At 45.8% G+C, this 16630-nt stretch carries 19 protein-coding genes and 10 tRNA genes; 4 read left to right on the top strand and 25 right to left on the bottom strand.

All coding sequences use genetic code 11. From position 1 onward, the window contains the following. From C7459_RS16810 to C7459_RS16730, 17 genes are all read right to left on the bottom strand, one after another. A tRNA-Leu gene (locus tag C7459_RS16810) sits at positions 1-85 on the bottom strand. 20 nt (positions 86-105) lie between these two features. After that, positions 106-180 (bottom strand) — tRNA-Gly (locus C7459_RS16805). A gap of 7 nt (positions 181-187) precedes the next feature. Continuing rightward, positions 188-263 (bottom strand) — tRNA-Lys (locus C7459_RS16800). A gap of 197 nt (positions 264-460) precedes the next feature. Next, complete coding sequence (locus C7459_RS16795) at positions 461-1120, bottom strand: CoA transferase subunit B (RefSeq protein WP_109690439.1); 660 nt, start codon at positions 1118-1120, stop codon at positions 461-463. Between the two features lie 31 nt (positions 1121-1151). Continuing rightward, positions 1152-1844, bottom strand: coding sequence for a CoA transferase subunit A (locus C7459_RS16790; protein ID WP_109690455.1), 693 nt, complete (start codon positions 1842-1844; stop codon positions 1152-1154). A gap of 180 nt (positions 1845-2024) precedes the next feature. Continuing rightward, complete coding sequence (locus tag C7459_RS16785; RefSeq protein WP_109690438.1) at positions 2025-2432, bottom strand: hypothetical protein; 408 nt, start codon at positions 2430-2432, stop codon at positions 2025-2027. A 122-nt stretch (positions 2433-2554) separates the two neighbouring features. Next, positions 2555-2815, bottom strand: a complete 261-nt coding sequence (gene gerPC / locus C7459_RS16780) for a spore germination protein GerPC (RefSeq protein WP_170119514.1) — start codon at positions 2813-2815, stop codon at positions 2555-2557. Positions 2816-2929: 114 nt separating this feature from the next. Beyond that, positions 2930-3154: a hypothetical protein gene (locus tag C7459_RS16775; protein ID WP_109690436.1), complete on the bottom strand. Its 225-nt coding sequence runs from the start codon at positions 3152-3154 to the stop codon at positions 2930-2932. A gap of 7 nt (positions 3155-3161) precedes the next feature. Then, the gene (locus C7459_RS16770) at positions 3162-3413 is read right to left on the bottom strand and encodes a hypothetical protein (RefSeq protein ID WP_109690454.1); all 252 of its coding nucleotides are present in this window, start codon (positions 3411-3413) and stop codon (positions 3162-3164) included. A 160-nt stretch (positions 3414-3573) separates the two neighbouring features. Continuing rightward, complete coding sequence (locus C7459_RS16765) at positions 3574-5757, bottom strand: CHAT domain-containing protein (RefSeq protein ID WP_109690435.1); 2184 nt, start codon at positions 5755-5757, stop codon at positions 3574-3576. A 271-nt stretch (positions 5758-6028) separates the two neighbouring features. After that, positions 6029-6847, bottom strand: coding sequence for a recombinase family protein (locus C7459_RS16760; protein WP_170119513.1), 819 nt, complete (start codon positions 6845-6847; stop codon positions 6029-6031). Between the two features lie 416 nt (positions 6848-7263). Beyond that, complete coding sequence (locus tag C7459_RS16755) at positions 7264-7458, bottom strand: hypothetical protein (RefSeq protein ID WP_109690433.1); 195 nt, start codon at positions 7456-7458, stop codon at positions 7264-7266. Position 7459: 1 nt separating this feature from the next. Beyond that, positions 7460-7657 (bottom strand): hypothetical protein, encoded by a 198-nt coding sequence (locus C7459_RS16750; RefSeq protein ID WP_109690432.1) that lies wholly within the window; start codon positions 7655-7657, stop codon positions 7460-7462. Beyond that, positions 7654-7857, bottom strand: coding sequence for a hypothetical protein (locus C7459_RS23710; RefSeq protein ID WP_109690431.1), 204 nt, complete (start codon positions 7855-7857; stop codon positions 7654-7656). The genes C7459_RS16750 and C7459_RS23710 overlap by 4 nt, the downstream gene beginning before the upstream one ends. Next, entirely contained in the window at positions 7854-8474 is a 621-nt protein-coding gene (locus C7459_RS16740) for a helix-turn-helix domain-containing protein (RefSeq protein ID WP_109690430.1), read from the bottom strand. Before C7459_RS16740 ends, C7459_RS23710 begins: the two co-directional genes overlap by 4 nt. After that, entirely contained in the window at positions 8465-8815 is a 351-nt protein-coding gene (locus C7459_RS16735; RefSeq protein WP_109690429.1) for a tetratricopeptide repeat protein, read from the bottom strand. Before C7459_RS16735 ends, C7459_RS16740 begins: the two co-directional genes overlap by 10 nt. Before the next feature lie 310 nt (positions 8816-9125). Then, complete coding sequence (locus C7459_RS16730; RefSeq protein WP_109690428.1) at positions 9126-10310, bottom strand: helix-turn-helix domain-containing protein; 1185 nt, start codon at positions 10308-10310, stop codon at positions 9126-9128. A gap of 1351 nt (positions 10311-11661) precedes the next feature. Here C7459_RS16730 and C7459_RS16720 point away from each other — a divergent pair. From C7459_RS16720 to C7459_RS16710, 4 genes are all read left to right on the top strand, one after another. Continuing rightward, on the top strand, positions 11662-12945 hold the full coding sequence (locus C7459_RS16720; protein ID WP_109690426.1) for a replication protein: 1284 nt from the start codon (positions 11662-11664) through the stop codon (positions 12943-12945). Between the two features lie 161 nt (positions 12946-13106). Beyond that, on the top strand, positions 13107-13262 hold the full coding sequence (locus C7459_RS23435) for a hypothetical protein (protein WP_170119512.1): 156 nt from the start codon (positions 13107-13109) through the stop codon (positions 13260-13262). A gap of 77 nt (positions 13263-13339) precedes the next feature. Continuing rightward, positions 13340-14890, top strand: coding sequence for a recombinase family protein (locus C7459_RS16715; RefSeq protein WP_109690425.1), 1551 nt, complete (start codon positions 13340-13342; stop codon positions 14888-14890). 188 nt (positions 14891-15078) lie between these two features. After that, the gene (locus tag C7459_RS16710) at positions 15079-15618 is read left to right on the top strand and encodes an Hsp20/alpha crystallin family protein (protein WP_170119511.1); all 540 of its coding nucleotides are present in this window, start codon (positions 15079-15081) and stop codon (positions 15616-15618) included. Positions 15619-15675: 57 nt separating this feature from the next. Here C7459_RS16710 and C7459_RS16705 read toward each other — a convergent pair whose 3' ends face one another. The 8 genes from C7459_RS16705 to C7459_RS16670 all read right to left on the bottom strand — a co-directional run bounded on the left by C7459_RS16705 (position 15676) and on the right by C7459_RS16670 (position 16610). Beyond that, positions 15676-15900, bottom strand: coding sequence for a hypothetical protein (locus tag C7459_RS16705; protein WP_109690423.1), 225 nt, complete (start codon positions 15898-15900; stop codon positions 15676-15678). A 111-nt stretch (positions 15901-16011) separates the two neighbouring features. Beyond that, positions 16012-16087: transfer RNA gene (locus C7459_RS16700), tRNA-Phe, on the bottom strand. A gap of 15 nt (positions 16088-16102) precedes the next feature. After that, positions 16103-16179, bottom strand: a tRNA-Glu gene (locus tag C7459_RS16695). 7 nt (positions 16180-16186) lie between these two features. Continuing rightward, positions 16187-16262: transfer RNA gene (locus tag C7459_RS16690), tRNA-Thr, on the bottom strand. 2 nt (positions 16263-16264) lie between these two features. Further along, positions 16265-16340 (bottom strand) — tRNA-Ala (locus C7459_RS16685). 7 nt (positions 16341-16347) lie between these two features. Then, positions 16348-16432: transfer RNA gene (locus tag C7459_RS16680), tRNA-Leu, on the bottom strand. A 20-nt stretch (positions 16433-16452) separates the two neighbouring features. Further along, positions 16453-16527, bottom strand: a tRNA-Gly gene (locus C7459_RS16675). A 7-nt stretch (positions 16528-16534) separates the two neighbouring features. Further along, a tRNA-Lys gene (locus C7459_RS16670) sits at positions 16535-16610 on the bottom strand. Positions 16611-16630: the final 20 nt, after the last annotated feature.

Raw genomic sequence — 16630 nt, 5'->3', positions numbered from 1 at the left:
TGGTGCGGTCGAGAAGACTCGAACTTCCACGGGGAAACCCCACACGCCCCTCAAGCGTGCGCGTCTGCCATTCCGCCACGACCGCATGTATTGCAAGGATGAAAATGGAGCGGAAGATGGGATTCGAACCCACGACCCTCGCCTTGGCAAGGCGATGCTCTACCCCTGAGCCACTTCCGCGAAAAACTGGTGAGCCATGAAGGACTTGAACCTTCGACACCCTGATTAAAAGTCAGGTGCTCTACCAACTGAGCTAATGGCTCTCGCACTACTCGTCATGAGAGTAACACTTTATGAGAAAGAAACTTAACCGCTGTCAGCGAGAAGCTCTCGGCGACAAGAACTAATATACCACCTTTGTCAGCTCCGCGCAAGTAGTTTCGCAAAAATAATCGACTTAGAAAAAAGCACCTGTACCGTCAACGGTTCAGGTGCTTTTTCATAACCCCTCCAACAACGCTTAGACCGCGATCTCCTTGACACCCTCTGCCGGGATGATCAACGTCGGTTCGGTCTTGGCTTGGATCTCCTCCGCCGTATGCCCCGGTGCGAGCTCACGCAGCACGAGCCCTGCATCGGTCACATCCAACACCGCCAAATCGGTGATGATGCGGTGTACAACTTGCTTGCCGGTCAGCGGCAAAGCACACTGCTTGAGGATCTTCGCTTCCCCATGCTTGTTGGTGTGATCCATCGTCACGATCACGCGTTTCGCGCCGTGTACGAGGTCCATCGCGCCCCCCATGCCTTTGACCATCTTGCCTGGGATCATCCAGTTCGCGAGGTCGCCGGATTCGGACACTTCCATCGCCCCAAGGATCGCGATGTCGATGTGCCCACCACGGATCATGCCAAACGATTCGGCCGAGGAGAAATACACCGCGCCCGGAATCGCCGTGACGGTTTCCTTGCCTGCGTTGATCAGGTCTGCGTCCATTTCAACATCGGTCGGGTAGGGGCCGATGCCGAGCAGTCCGTTTTCGGATTGGAGGACAACGTCCAGCCCCTCCGGAATATGGTTCGCCACCAAGGTCGGGATGCCGATCCCCAGGTTGACGTAAAAGCCGTCTTGGATTTCTTGTGCAGCTCGTTGTACGATCTGGTCACGAGTCAATGCCATTGCGTAATATCCCCTTTCTTCTCCCGTTTGATTAGCCTTGGCGCACAGTGCGGCGCTCGATACGCTTCTCGAACGCACCTTGCACGACACGCTGTACGTAGACGCTTGGCGTGTGGATGAAGTCCGGGTCGAGTTCGCCGACAGCGACGATCTCTTCGACTTCCGCGATCGTGATCACACCCGCAGTTGCCATCATCGGGTTGAAGTTTTGGGTGGTCTTGCGATAGATCAGGTTGCCCATCACATCCGAACGGAACGCTTTGACCAACGAGAAGTCCGCTCGGAGCGCATGTTCAAGGATGTATTCCTTGCCATCGATCACACGGCTCTCCTTGCCTTCTGCCACCGGGGTACCGACGCCCGCCGGGGTGAAGAACGCCGGAATCCCAGCACCGCCCGCACGGCAACGCTCAGCGAGCGTCCCTTGCGGTACGAGTTCAACTTCCAACTCGCCGGAGAGGAACTGACGCTCGAATTCTTTGTTCTCGCCCACGTAGGAGGAGATCATTTTCTTGATCTGACGGTTTTGCAAGAGCAAACCGAGGCCCCAGTCGTCGACGCCACAATTGTTGGAGATGACGGTGAGATCCTTGACACCCTTGTCACGCAGCGCCAGGATGAGGTTTTCCGGGATGCCGCAAAGGCCGAAGCCGCCGACCATGAGGGTCGCGCCGTCCTGGATGTCGGCGATGGCGTCCATCGCACTTTGGTAAACCTTATTGATTGCCAATGGGAGTACCTCCTTCTATCTGCTACCCACCCAAACAAAGGGACGGTAGGTGTATCTCATCTGAAAACGCGTTCATTTATAGTGTTCGTCACAAGGTAAGTTTTGCCCTGCTACAAAATAAGAAAAAACACCTCCGAGTGCAACCTCGAAGGCGTTTTTTTCAGATCGATGCGGTTAGCGGTGGCGCACAAAGACCAGAATTCCGTTGCGAGCAGCGACGAGACGGAAACCGTTGTCCAACAGGCAGACGACTGCCGGGCGGAGCGGGCGGTTGAAACGCAAGAAGCGACGGCACGGATTGGCACGGCCAATGATCGTGAACCCATCGATGACACGTTGCCCATTGCTACGACGACGGAACGCGATCGCCACGATGTCCGTGTGGCGAGAGATGGAGCTCGGGCCACTGTGGGAGCCCGTCCCACGACCTCCGATGATGATCAGTTGGTTGTTGCTCTGACGGGTGACGGAGATCTGAGTCGCCGATTGGTTGACCGAACCGCCACGCGAGATGTTGATTTGCGTCAAGTTTTGTCCGGTGACGCTGACTTGACGATTCGTGGTGGTGATGCTGGTTGGCATGTTTGCTTGCACCTCCTTGTTGTTCATACAAGTATCGAATGCAAGTGGGTGTCTGATCGATACGGACAAGTACGGAGCAGGCGCAAAAAAAACGGCCATCGTCACGACGACAGGGCCGTTTTTCAATCCTGCTGGTTGTGCATCTCCAACTCGATCTCTTCCATCTCCTCCTCCTGCAACGAGCCGTTCAAGCCGATGTTCAGCGTGCCGCTCATCTCCTCAATGTGCAGGGTGTGTACGTGGTAGACCAGCTTTTTCACTCGCAGCGGACGCTTCGACTTCGCCTGAACCTCTTGCACGACCCGGCGCAGCTCGATATTCTCGATCTCCAGCGCTCGGATGCGGCTCTCCAGTTGCCGGATGACATCCCAGACGCTCCACATGGTCACGCGCCCCCTTGCCTTTGCCTTTTTGGGTGACGTTCCAGTTCTTGCCGACGTTGATGACCGCGTTGTCCATGCTGGTGACACGAATGCATTTGACATCAAAAATCACTTTCATCCGCGCCTCACCTGCACGCGCTTGCTCCAATAGGCGGTGTCCACGACATCGCGGTCGTTGACGAGGTGCATACCTTGCGATACGTTGTGGTCCCCGACGATCTCGCCTTGGCCTTGGTTGATCCGTGCGCTGGCTCGCAAGCGCACTTTTACGGAAGGTCCGATGTTGACAAAGGAGCGGTCGACGGTATTGACTTTCAGGTTTCCGAGTTGGATCTGCATGATGGGCTCACCTCAATAGTGACGGCAGCTGCGTCACAGATGTGTCACGAATTGGAGCGTCGAACATGTCGGGGTCATCGACGCGGGTTTTCATCGCTTTTTGTTTGTTGGCATCGCCTATCACTTGCCCAAAGCCTTGGTTGTATTTGGCATGGTTTTTCCAGTCGTTGAGCAGGTTTTGCCCGACATTCAACGCGGAGGCATTCTCGACGTAGGATACGGCAGTATTTACACTACCTCTTCTAACAAAAAACCGCATCCAGAGAGGGACACGGTTTCGCATAAATTGAGTATTTTATTTACTAATAAATCAAATTCCATAAGCATTTCAATTTGTATCTCTTTGTGAACTTCTTCTTAGGTTCCAATCGCTACCTCTATATGAGAATCGCCCATATATAGAAATACCCGGTCAAACTCTATTCATAGAGTGCCACTGAACCCCAATACCCTAGTTTATCAATAGGATAATTGTTTAATAGTCGAATTACATCTGCATCATGGTCGAGATGGATTTTTAGGATTTCTTGTACATGACAATTTCCTTTTGACATGTCTTTAATAGCTCGATTTAATGCGTGCCCCCAGGATGGCGACCCCAAAAGATGTATGGATAACAATATTCCCAAAATAGTTGCCCCAAACGAGTCAACCGTCCATAAATGACCTATAACAGATTGTTGTTCGTTAGATAAACTAGGCCCAAAACCAATAAGTCCCATTGCGTCAGACCTTTGTCCAGACATACCACTCTCACACGAGTTTAACACCAACAAACGTTTCTGATCTCGATCAGGTTTACAATCAAGAATTCGACCCAAGCTTATTCCATTTTCTTTGGAAACAACCAACAAAGATTCAGTTGGATCATCTGCATTAAAGCTTGCATGACACATTGTCCATATCAAATCAATATTTGGATCCTTGTATTTCTCAAGGAATAGTTCAGGAGTGCATGCTTCTCCAGAAAATACCTCCACTTCTATGCCGTGTTTAGTGAAAATTTTCTCTACAGAATCTTTTTCAAGATTAGCATAATAAAGGTCTTCTGTTGGATCACACCACAACACAACTCTTTTGATATCCGAATAAGAAACGGTATTTGTAGGGTTTATAAAAGTTGCGATTGAGAGATCAGTTTGTAAACCTATCAATGCACCTAAAGGCATATTCATCCAAGATGTTTCTAATAGTCGCACAGGTTTATTTATCTTTTCAAGCTCAGTGGCGATAACCCCTGGGCAATAAAATAATTTCAGAGATGCTTCATACGTTTCAGACCCTTCATAATTAGGGTGTCTTAAAGGAGAAGGTGGGGACTGTGACGCTTGTTGATCTAAGACTACAGTCCATGATCCGTCAAACTCAGACCTGGATTGATAAAGTTCCTCAAGTGACAACGAATTCTCAGTTGTAACAATTTTCACGAATCCGTTATCCCAAATTAGATAAACAACGGATCCTCTCATAATATTAGGTATGACCACTAAAAGTACCTCTTCTCGTGGTATTTGAAATTCAATACCGAATCTGCTAGTTCGCCACATAAATGCCATCTGTACGATAAATGAATATTCACCCTGGTGGTAAGCAACACTGATAACACGGTTAATCAATTGACTCAATCTTTGTCTTTGTAAATTATTAATTAATAAATCGGATATTTGCTCGTCCAAGGAATTGAGAAATGATAGGATACACTCTTTTATTGCTTGTAATCGAAGAGGTTTATCATGTAAAAGCTCATTGAGCATCAGGCTAGCTTTTTGGTTAGGTTCTAATCTTACGCTTGGAACATTCTGCGCCACTCTTGCCCAATAAATTATATCCTCACCTGCGACTTCTCCAAATCGTGTTGCTAGAGTTTCAGCAATTCGAACGCTAAGCTGAGGGTTCCGATAATATTCAATTTGAAATTGATCTTTCAATGCGATGCAAATTTTTGTCAAAGTTGGTTCTTTTGGAAACATAGCTAGAATGCCACCGTAATAGCAGACACATTCAACTTCCTCTTCGGCCGCTTTTTCGTTGCCCAAATTGATATATGGTGACATAAAATCAAACAACTGGTGACAGAATTCGAAGTTGTGCCCCATATGTCTGCTTAAATAAAAAAAATTAGATAAACTTTCCACGATTTGCAAATTAATATCAAAAACCCCCTGTTTTATGGCGATTACCCACATGCCCGTTGTTTCGCCATAATCAATCTCTCTCTCTCCTTTCCACAACGGATCAAATGCTAACATTTGATAATTCCAAGATTGTCCAAATAACCCCAGTGTCGACAAAGCCCTTGCCATCATCGAATTTATATTCATCATATTTGTAAATAATTCTATCTTCTCTTCTGTAGTTGTTTGAATTACATCTATTGATTCCAATATAATCCCAGATATTAGGGTTACGATAGTTTCAAGAAAATTGTATCTGTCCAAAGGTACTACACCGAATACAAGACGAGAAAAATCGTAAAGTAATTTAATCTTCTCCAATGAAGGGCTTTCTATGAGTTCATCGCAACATTTCACTGCTTCCATTGCTATAGGACTATTAATCATCGAGAAACACCTTTTGATTTGTTGTATTTTTTGTGGGAACATAAATACCACCTCCGTGATTTTTCAAAGACCAGATTCGCGTTTCATAAGTTATTTCTAGAATATCATAATGAATACTTCTCTTACCATTATATCTTTTTATGTATCTTTTTAAAATGTTCATTTTCTAGGATTTTGTCTTTCAATATCAATCGGTATCTAGAATTTTCATAGGGTGGAAGGCTGGATGTGCTCTTGGCCTGTAGCGAGAGTCGTTCAGGGTAACAGATGTTTACCCACCCCCCTATGCAAAAAAGCCACCTTCTAGGCGGCTCTAGCTCTCATTACTTCTTTTATTCTGGCGTTGCAACTGTGCCTGAACTTTTCCAAACGTAATCTTGCTAATGACCGGCTCATGTTGCCCATCCTGCTCCATATCATTCCATCTGACTTTCCCAACATAGAAGTCGTTTTTCAAGATATTGAGGACTGACATGTCGCTAAAGTCTTTGCCGCGATTCGTTTTGAATCCCTGTTCGTTCAGGAACTTACGAACCTTCCCTACGCTACCCAGCTCCAAGTACTTCTTGAAAATCGTAGTCACGATATGAACCGCATCAGGTTCAACTACAACGATTGGCTTATCAACCCCGTCATGTTGCCACTTGTACCCGATTGGAGCCTCCCCACAAGCCTTAACGCCGCTCTTAGCTTTCGTCTTTCGTCCCTTCGCCAGCTTCATATTGGTGCTCATTCTGTCGTAGGCATCCAGAAGCTCTTGGAAGCCTTGCATAAGAAAGTCGTGGGGATCACGGGTGAACACGCTGTAGGTCGGTTGTTCGATACTGATAACGTCAGCACCCATCTTCTCTATCTCTCGTTTGATTAGCACCTTTGCCGTGTCACTACGCCACAAACGGGAGGTATTCAGGACAACAACCCTCCTCACGCCGTTGAAGCTAACCAGCAGATCGGTAAGTCCTTCACGATTTACCACCGTTCCACTTTCCCCAAGATCGTAGAAAATCTTAACGAGCTTCTTGTTGTTCGCCTTACACCATTCACGAATTGCCTGTTCCTGTGAATCAGCACCATAACCACTTTTCACCTGTGTCTCTGTACTAACACGAACGTAGCCGAACACTTCTTCCATTTTGCTTCCCCCATCCGATAAGTTTCTATCTCTATTATAGACGATGGAAAGGATTTTATAAAGTGTCATCTATGACTTTTTATAAAAATACTTCTATACTCTATATACACCAATGCTTATAAGTAATTCCATCTATATGATCCCGTAGGGTTTGATTGGACAGCTTTGATTTGCCGATCTACAAGAGAAACCTTTGAGGCCGACCCCATCAATTACTCAAAGACAACAAAAAAGCGACCCTTCCCTAGAGAGTCGCCAGAATGCGTTGTAAAACTGTTTCGATCCAATGAAGCAAAGTTCCGTGTATCCGTCTCTGTGTCACACCACAACCGTCCTTAACCATCCGTGTAGCATCTCTCTGTCTAGTTGCTCCCCCAACAATACACATAGCCTACTTTGATTCCAGGCATCACCTCCTAGTCATTTGCCATACGAACCTGTAAAGCGTATTTCTTTTTTCCGCTGATTGCATCTTGGAACTCAGTTTTAGACTCGGAGAGATATTCTGCATGTGCCTTATTGATTGCATGTACCTGACACACTTCTACACCATCAATCAAAACATTGAAGCGGTGCAATTCAGGTTGATCCCATTCCGTTGTTAGACTCATATCATGATTCCATCGTTCGACAAGCTGTGACTACATATGTCGTGTCGGTAAACTTCTCAACTGCTTCAACAAATTCGTCTGTCCGTTTAGCTTTCCAGACTGCAAGAATTTGGTTCTCTGCATGTACCTGACATACTAATTCACCGTCGATGAAAACGGAGAACAGGTACAGCGTTTGGCAATTTGTTGTGATAGTCATGTTGCTACCTCCCCAGTGGCCGAAGGCACTTCTACTGCTGTTACCATGAAGCAGACGTTTGGTTGCTGTTTGCGGAATGCATGAAAACGAGGATCGTCCAACGCCTTGTGGATCGCGGTGAATTGTCCGATTGCTTCGATCTGGAAGCGTTCAACACCATTCATGAGAATTGCATAAGTTTTAGTCTTTGGCTGTCTCATGCAAGACTCCGCAGTTTGGCGACTAGCTCCCGCATCACTGTTTGATACCATTCTTCATAGGTCAGGGCGTAGCATACAAAATCGTTCCACCGCCACAAGTCGATTTCCAGCCTGTGCTTGTAAATCTTGTCACCTGTACCCTTCATGCGTAATGATGGCAAATGTCGTTTCTCGATGGCTTTCCAGTCAACAGGCAACCAGTAGTCGGTTTTCGCAAAGAAGTCCATTAGCCTAGCATGTTGTGACAGCTTACTAACGGCTTCATTCATCGTATCCGCAAGCACAATGTCACCGCCAAATAACCATTGACGAGGGAAGTACGTATGTTGAAACAGAATACCTTTGCGACCTTCGATGATAATGGAGTTGCCGATCTGCTCCCAAACTCGACGCTTCCGCATCTTGTTTGCGGTCTCATGGAAGTAGTCAACCGTAACTCCTAGACGAGTTGCCAGCGTTGCCAATACCCTCTTGGAAGGGTAGCCCATATTATTCTCAACAAGCAGGAGCATTTCAGGACTGATAAGCCCTGACGAGACTTGATCTACGTCCAGACCCTTTTCTTCACGTAGTCGCTGCAATCGTTCCCCAACTGTTTCGGCTAGGTCTAATGACACACCAGATTGCCTCCAACGAACGGGAGGAGATTCCTACCGAATGCAGACTTCTCCTCGTATGCCCTTGAAATAAAGTGGTGCGTGTCGGACAGGGTGACGTAATCTGCTGTTTCGATTGGTTTGGGGGCAAAGTTTAGACTGGCTTGAAATGCGCTGATCGCATCATCGAATGCCTTCAGCTCCAAGTAGCAAACGCCTAAGCTGTGGTAAATCAGATGCTTCATATCAGACGTGTTGAACTCTTGCGACTGGATCGCAGTTTCTAGATGGATGACTGCAAGGGTGAATTTCTTGTTTTCCATGTGTTCATAAGCAGTCTCCACGGATTCTTGGATTTCCACATTAACCACCTCCGTGTTTGTGTTATTTCCTATAAACACAATAAACCATCCCATTGATCTTGGGATGGTTTTTCCAATGTTTGTATGCCGTAGCGTAAGTATCATATAATGATGTCAAATTTCAAAATGACAAAAAGCCCTCGAAAATGATTATTCGAGGGGATGGCGATTTTGACTAATGTAGTATTACGATGCTTAATTTAGGATCAGGTGGAGCGGTTGAAGCTACTTTACTGGAATTGCTTGCGTTAAGGGTGAATACGGAAACCATGACTGCTACCGCCATACCTAGTGCAAACAGTTTCTTCACTTAGAATCCCTCCTCAAAAAATTCATTCTTCTTGGTGGATAACGTTCTTACTTGTTCATAGTAACGCATAAGAGAAACAGCGTCACCCTTAGAAGTGTAGTAATCCATAAGTGATTTACATGCTATGTTACGAATCCACTGACTCATGTTTAAATCCTCACTCACAGATATTGCGAACGATGGGTCATCTTGTGCTACTGAGAACATGACCTGAAACATTCCCTTGAAATCTGGGTACTCATTTGCGAGATCGGAATTTGCCAAAATTACCTGACTTGCTAATTCATTCTCGTTGAGTTGCAACAACACTTTAACGTAATCCTTGACGGCAAGTAGGTAGAAATAGTCGTAAGGCTTCAAGTATTTCATTGCTAAGAGCAACATGTCTTTTGACTTCTGGTAGTTGCCAGTTAGATACTCAAAATGCGCTACATTGATATGAGCTTTTCCGATTTGAGAATTGTCATTCGTTTGCTGGAAATCTCCCAATGCGGTATAGGAATATTCCTTTGCCTTGTCGATGTTACCTCTGTGTTCGTGCCATTTCATTCTTGCATAATTCGCATACCCCATTTTCATTGGGTCTGCCGCAAACGCTCCTTCCACCACATCCAGAGTCTGCTGGATACTCGTATATTCCTTACGGATCGTAAACGAGATTAGCAAAAAGGAGGTAAGGTGATATAGAAGGGTGCTATCATCATACTCATTGTTCACTCGTTCCGCATATTCCATAGCAGACAACCATGACTTATGCGCTTCATCGTATTGTTGAAGGTAGAATTGCGCTTGACCAAGGTACAGCAAGTAAACACAACGCTCTGTCAACCCCAGAGCAACCTCTACAAGTTCATTGGCAATTTTTTGGGCACGAAGCATCATAGTTTTTGTTCTCTCATTAGCGTTTAGCAAGGTTTCAAGCTCATTTTGCTGTTTGTAAGAATCCATCTGGCGCAAACGTTCCTCCGAGATACGAAGCCCTTTCGTAACTTTCTCTAACTCAGGAAGTGTGATTGGTCGCTCACCTTTGAGGATAGTTCTAAACGTTTCACGATTCATACCGATGCGTTCGGAAAAAGCGCGAATTGAGAACGCATCGCCACGTTCCTGCATCAATTCAGATATACGTCTCCCAATCTGGATTTTCCCAATTGTTCCGCTTGCTGTATGCTCTATCGTACTCATGTATTTCCCTCCATGAACGAGTTGTCTTTAAAGGTAAAACAATGATCAAATCACAGACCATTTCAATTATAGCGATTTATACAAAAGAAGTATACAATTCGTTACTGCGATTCTGAATGTAGTAAGTATTTCGTTCAGTCTTGTATTTCGCTTTCTACACGCTCGTCTCAGCTTCTCAGACTTGGCGGGCTAGTTAAGGTAGGGCACGGGCTTGGCGTATCGTCTGTGACTTATGAGATGGCGTAGAAGGCATTTGCAGCGAGTGGTTGAATTCGGATCGAACAACAAAAAAGGAAGCCTGCTGTAGGCTCCCCTAATCAATTTATTCGCCGCGTATTTGGCTTGTACAGTGTTTTTGAGATGGTCTGAATAGTTTCGTATGGTGAACACAATCGACATGCTAAAATTGCAATTTTCAACGCAATCGAGGGAATGCCTATTTTCCTTGCCTAAAGTACATTTTCACCGCCGAAAATGGCATGTTTAATCGGAATCGGTAGATAACAGGATCAAGGAGATTGATGTGTTCTACTGCCATTTATCTCATTCTGTCATTCACAGCCTCGACTACTCATGTTACTGTGATCCGTAACTTTGCAACGCTGGATTTCCTCACATTCTCCGCTACACTCCTTCGCCGCGATAGTCTGCACAATTCCACCTCGACAAAGAAAGCGTGTCGATCCAACTGGCCGCAAGCGACGATTATGTCCAATGTGATTTCGTATGTTGTCCAAGGATTGACGAAGAAACTGACCACATGACAATGAAGCAAGCCAACAAAAACAAGAGAATATTTATCTGCGTTGGACAATCGATCCGCCATTCTTCTGACAGGCAAAAACATCGGCTCTTGGACAAATTGGAAAAGCGCAAACAGGATTGTATTGACTAAAGTAATTTGGTGTGTCATTTTGCATTTTACGATTTCCCCCAAAGTAAGACTCCTCCATCTCCAACAAGAAGAGCTTCAATAAACAACACACTGGAGCTAATCCTCGACTTATTGGGACACATTTTTCCTGATGCCTTCCCAATGAAATTACAGTTTTATGGGGGATATCCCCTCATATCCATCCTGTTTTTCAAGATGGCTATAAACATACCTTGCCCCCCTAAAAACCCCTGTATGAGCCTCACAGAGTGCCACAGGCATATGAATCAACTTATGAGTACTTCCCCTTGCAATTGAGAACTCTACAAAGAATATAGATTGACTGATTTTTATTTATATCATAAAGTGAAAATAAGAATTTTTATTGACATTCTCTTACTACCTCTGGTAACATGCAACCAGAAGGATGAGTTTGATCCTAATTTAAGAATATAAAAATAATGGAGGAAGAATTTTTTGATCAATAACGCTCTACAACATCTAGACTTACTGCACAATGCAACTGACGGATATGTAACCATTGCAAAGAAAGAAAACGGAACATTCAAACAAAAAACATTATTGCCAAGCGAGCTACTTAGAAACTTGGATCATTGGCAAGGCAACGACATCTACATTTCGCAAAACAGTTTCTTCATTCCTCGAAGACGAGTGGACACTTTACGCCAGTTACGAACTCTCTACATTGACCTTGATTTTTATCGTGTCCTCCATCCCTACGATCCGCAATATATTGTATGGCTCTTAGAAAAGGACTGCTTTCGAACCAAAATACCTGAGCCTAACTGCATCACGTATTCGGGTCGAGGATTGGTTCTCCAATGGTTTATTGAGCCAACGAGAAACTTTTCGCTTCCTCTGTGGCAGAGAATCCAACGATACTTCTACAGCATTTTAAAAGAGTATGGTGCTGATCCTTGTTCGCTGGATGCGGCTAGAGTATTTCGACTGGCAGGCTCAGTCAATTCCAAAAACGGGAATCTTGTCTATCTGGAACACAGACATTCAGAACGCTACACATTGAATGAGATCAAAGAGGAGTATCTTCCAGAGGAAGTTGTGACACGAAACAAGCGCGCAAAATTCAGTTCTTCACAAAATCGAACACAGAAAAATCCCCATAAATTTTCAGTCTGGACGTTGCATCGAGATCGAATGTTCGATTTGAACAACCTAGTTGCCAATCGCAATGGAGATATGGATGGCTGTCGTGAACAATGCTGTTACCTGTATCGTTATTGGAATAGTTGCTACGTATCTGACCCCGTTGAAGCATTGAGACAGACGCTAGACTTTAACTCACAATTTCTTGACCCACTTCCTGACAGCGAAGTTGTAAGAGCAACAAAGAGCGTGGAGAACTACTATAAAAACTTCATTTCAGAGACTGAGTTCCAAAAAGCTAGAGCGTTAGGCTATCCGAGTGCTGGGCTGAACGTGAGCAACCAACGAATCATTGAAATGCTTCGAATCACCAATCAAGAACAGCGATTTATGACAACAATCATCTCAAAAGACGAAAAGTATCGCCGCTCCAACAAAAGCAGAGAAGCGAAACGTAGAGCTGAAGGCAAGCCCACTAGGGATGAATATCAAGCAAGTAGGCAGGAGAAGGCAAGAGTTAAACTGGAGAAATTCCGTGGACTGCTGCAAGAGATGCCAAACGCTTCGAATCGCGACTTAGCCACACTTCTTGAAGTATCGGAAGGCAACATACGACAGCTAAAAAAGAAATTATAAATATGCGTATTGGTAATGCCCTTTATATTGTGTGTATATGTGTAGTTACGTATGGGTTAATATCTTTCAAGCAGTCCTCTTCACCCGCAACATAGAGGGCACATATACCCATAGGACAAATTGATCGGAACATATAGTGTAGCAAATACAGGAGAGATCGGATGAAAATATTGAAAGTCGAATACGGCGATTCGCCTGTGAGCGAATGGATTCTACAGAAACTTGTCCATTTGCATGAAGAAAAGTACGGAGATCACGAGATCGAATTGATACAAGTGGATTTGCATAAGGAAGATCAACATGGCAAGAGCGCGTAAGCTCTTGTCTTTTCTTTTTCTCTAATGGTAGGATATATACAATACTAAAACGCGCCAGTATTTACAGGAGGTCTCTCATGAACAACAAAATTCCAGTGGCATTCTATGCCCGTGTATCCAGTGAAGAACAAGCCAAGGGCGATAGTGTTGAGCATCAGTTTATGATGCTGGAAGAAGCTCTTGCACGTATGCCGGATTCAGATCAATACTTCACCGACTCTACCCTCTGGTACAAAGACGAAGGGATTAGTGCCTACTCTACCCTGCTTAATGATCGAAAAGACATGCATCGACTTCTTCAAGACGCAAAGACCAGCAAGATTGGAATGGTCATGGTAAAACACTCAAATCGGATTGCCCGTGATGGTGAAGAAATCAGCAAGATTCCCAATATCTTAGAACAACATGGAGTCAGGCTAAAAATTGTTCTGGGAGGCGGTTACGACTCAAATAATCCCGAATCGAAGATTTTCCTCACATTGGGCGGCGTTATGGATCAAAAATTCTCGGATGATCTGAGTATCAACATGAGCACTTCCTTACGCAACAAAGTACGAAAAGGTCAATGGGCGGCCATTCAATCCCCTATGGGCTATGTTGTTGACAAGACTACGAAAAAACTAGTTGTAGATGAACAATCCGCACAGGCCGTGCGAAATATTTTTCATTGGTACGTCCATGAACGGATTGGGACACAGAAAATTTCCGAACGAATGAATAGCAAAGGTTTCAAAACAGCTCGTGGCAATGATTTTGACAAGTCCCATATCCTCAACACGCTCTCGAATATGGCGTATATCGGACACACCGTATATGGAAAGACCAGAAACAAATTGGTTCGGGTGTACGACGACAAGAACAATCAGAGCGGAAAGAAAAAAGTTCATGCAAAAGCCAATGATCCCATTACAATGGAAAACACGCATGAGCCTATTATTGATGAGTTTACCTTCTGGAAAGCTCAAGAGATCATGAATAAACGGGCTACAAATAATAGTCATAAGACCAAGGCCAAGTATCCGCTAGTCGGCATCGTGAAATGTGCGAGATGTGGTAGTAATATGGTTTGCCAACAACGAAAAGGGAACAATTTCCGCTATTACAAATGTTGCAAACAATTTCGCTTCGGAAGAGAATCTTGCGACGCGGTCGGTATCCGAGGCCAAACTTTAGAACAATTCTTACTCCAAGAGCTCTTACAACGATTGGAGGCCTATATAGCAAAAGCTCATATTCCTTCTGCCCAAGGTAAAAACGATGACTCTCATCTTTTAGATCGCATGAAAGAATTAGAAACGAGACAGAAAAAACTTGTCCAAAACCAAGTCGAAATGACCCTAGAAAAAGAACTCTACACAGAAGAATCGTTCAAAGAGGTCATGAAACAAATCAAGCAAAAAATTGAGCTGATTGATGAACAGATGAACATTACGTATCGACAGTTGGAGGAAGTTCAGAAGCAGGAGACACATAAAACCTATGCTAACGATTTGTTGGATCAGTCCAAGAAAATTGATCCTGAGAACATTACCGAACTCCGTTCCCTCTTCCACGACCTGATTGAACATGTCCAAGTCCACGATAACGACACCATCACCTCGATCAAATTCCGCTACAACTTCCTCTAACTCCTCGGTAAATACTGCCGTATTCTGTACGTTGTTGACCTTGATGCTAAAGATGTTGATCGTGAAAGACATCCGGTTCTCATCCCTTCTCCTCGCGCCTCACTCCCTTGCACTGTATGTGCGAACGCCCATCAGGGTGCATGCATAGGCTGGAAGCAATACACGGGGCGGAGAGGAGGAACGGCGGTGTGAAGAATCCAAAGGACCTGAAACGCTGGGAGTCACAGGCTCGGAGCTTTTTTGGTGATGAATTTTGGAATGATATCTTGTCGGTGATGCCAGGTGCGGAAGCGGCACCCGCGCAGCACACAGCACAACAGACGACACAGGAGCGGGAAACCAAGCCACACACAGGAGCCAGCGCCGTGCGGTCCTCGAAACCACAACCGGCTGTGGATGTGTTTCGCACGGAGAAGCTGTTGCTGGTGCAGATTGAATTGCCTGGTTTGCGCAGCGTGGAAGCGGTGGATATCTACCTCCAAGGCGGCGAACTCGTGGTCACGGGGAACATCAGCCGCCGATTTAGCCGGGAACAAACCCTGTTGGCTGAGCGCTTCGTGGGGGACTTTAAACGGATGGTGCCACTGCCAGAGCCCGTCGATGAGGAGAACATCGAGGCGCGGTACGTGAACGGCATTTTGGAGATTGTGTTGCCGCGACTGAAACGGCGTGGAGAGCCGAAGAAACGGATCCGGATTGCGCGAGACTCAGATGATTTTGAAAACTGAAAAACGGATCCCCTAAAAAAATCGTCGGCGCCTGGTGGCTGGCCGACGATTTTTGCGTTACACGATGCTATTTTTCATGATAGGAGTATCAAGTCCATCCGTGTCTTGGATCATCGTCGCGCCGGCAGCTTGGAAGTTGCCGTCGCCGTTGGCCTCCCCGGAACCGAAGTTTTGCTTGCTGATGCCGTTCCAATCCTGTACGAACAACGGCCCGATGTTGATGGTTCCCTTATCGACGGTGTTCACTTTGAACGCGAACACGTTAATTCCTCCGATTGGCATGGTCGCAGCACCTCCTTCGGGCTACGGTATGCCAAAAAAGCGCCGTGTGTGCACACGGCGCTTCGGAAACACTATAGGGTGCTGATAGGCTCGAACACTTAAGAGTTTCAATGGTGGCTCGGGACGGAATCGAACCGCCGACACGTAGATTTTCAGTCTACTGCTCTACCAACTGAGCTACCGAGCCAAAACAGGATGAAAATGGTGACTCGTACGGGATTCGAACCCGTGAATGTCGCCTTGAAAGGGCGATGAGTTAAGCCGCTTCTCCAACGAGCCAAACAAATGGTGCCTTTTACCGGAATCGAACCGATGACCTCATCCTTACCATGGATGCGCTCTACCTACTGAGCTAAAAAGGCAATGGTGGAGAGTAGCGGATTCGAACCGCTGACCCCCTGCTTGCAAGGCAGGTGCTCTACCAACTGAGCTAACCCCCCAAAAACATGGTGCGGTCGAGAAGACTCGAACTTCCACGGGGAAACCCCACACGCCCCTCAAGCGTGCGCGTCTGCCATTCCGCCACGACCGCATGTATTGCAAGGATGAAAATGGAGCGGAAGATGGGATTCGAACCCACGACCCTCGCCTTGGCAAGGCGATGCTCTACCCCTGAGCCACTTCCGCGAAAAACTGGTGAGCCATGAAGGACTTGAACCTTCGACACCCTGATTAAAAGTCAGGTGCTCTACCAACTGAGCTAATGGCTCGTGTGTCTCACCGTGACGCC

Origin of the sequence: Tumebacillus permanentifrigoris (assembly GCF_003148565.1) — a bacterium.
Lineage (GTDB): Bacteria > Bacillota > Bacilli > Tumebacillales > Tumebacillaceae > Tumebacillus > Tumebacillus permanentifrigoris.
Note: the sequence above shows the minus strand (reverse complement) of the source record. Positions and strands in the feature narration are given on the sequence as shown.

Coding starts and splice junctions, on each gene's coding strand:
- C7459_RS16785 (WP_109690438.1), bottom strand. CDS start 2,432: ATGCCAACCAGCATCACCACCACGAATCGTCAAGTCAGCGTCACCGGA.
- gerPC (WP_170119514.1), bottom strand. CDS start 2,815: ATGTGGAGCGTCTGGGATGTCATCCGGCAACTGGAGAGCCGCATCCGA.
- C7459_RS16730 (WP_109690428.1), bottom strand. CDS start 10,310: ATGAGTACGATAGAGCATACAGCAAGCGGAACAATTGGGAAAATCCAG.
- C7459_RS16765 (WP_109690435.1), bottom strand. CDS start 5,757: ATGTTCCCACAAAAAATACAACAAATCAAAAGGTGTTTCTCGATGATT.
- C7459_RS16750 (WP_109690432.1), bottom strand. CDS start 7,657: ATGACTATCACAACAAATTGCCAAACGCTGTACCTGTTCTCCGTTTTC.
- C7459_RS16770 (WP_109690454.1), bottom strand. CDS start 3,413: ATGCGGTTTTTTGTTAGAAGAGGTAGTGTAAATACTGCCGTATCCTAC.
- C7459_RS16760 (WP_170119513.1), bottom strand. CDS start 6,847: ATGGAAGAAGTGTTCGGCTACGTTCGTGTTAGTACAGAGACACAGGTG.
- C7459_RS16715 (WP_109690425.1), top strand. CDS start 13,340: ATGAACAACAAAATTCCAGTGGCATTCTATGCCCGTGTATCCAGTGAA.
- C7459_RS23710 (WP_109690431.1), bottom strand. CDS start 7,857: ATGAGACAGCCAAAGACTAAAACTTATGCAATTCTCATGAATGGTGTT.
- C7459_RS16705 (WP_109690423.1), bottom strand. CDS start 15,900: ATGCCAATCGGAGGAATTAACGTGTTCGCGTTCAAAGTGAACACCGTC.
- C7459_RS16755 (WP_109690433.1), bottom strand. CDS start 7,458: ATGAGTCTAACAACGGAATGGGATCAACCTGAATTGCACCGCTTCAAT.
- C7459_RS16795 (WP_109690439.1), bottom strand. CDS start 1,120: ATGGCATTGACTCGTGACCAGATCGTACAACGAGCTGCACAAGAAATC.
- C7459_RS23435 (WP_170119512.1), top strand. CDS start 13,107: ATGAAAATATTGAAAGTCGAATACGGCGATTCGCCTGTGAGCGAATGG.
- C7459_RS16775 (WP_109690436.1), bottom strand. CDS start 3,154: ATGCAGATCCAACTCGGAAACCTGAAAGTCAATACCGTCGACCGCTCC.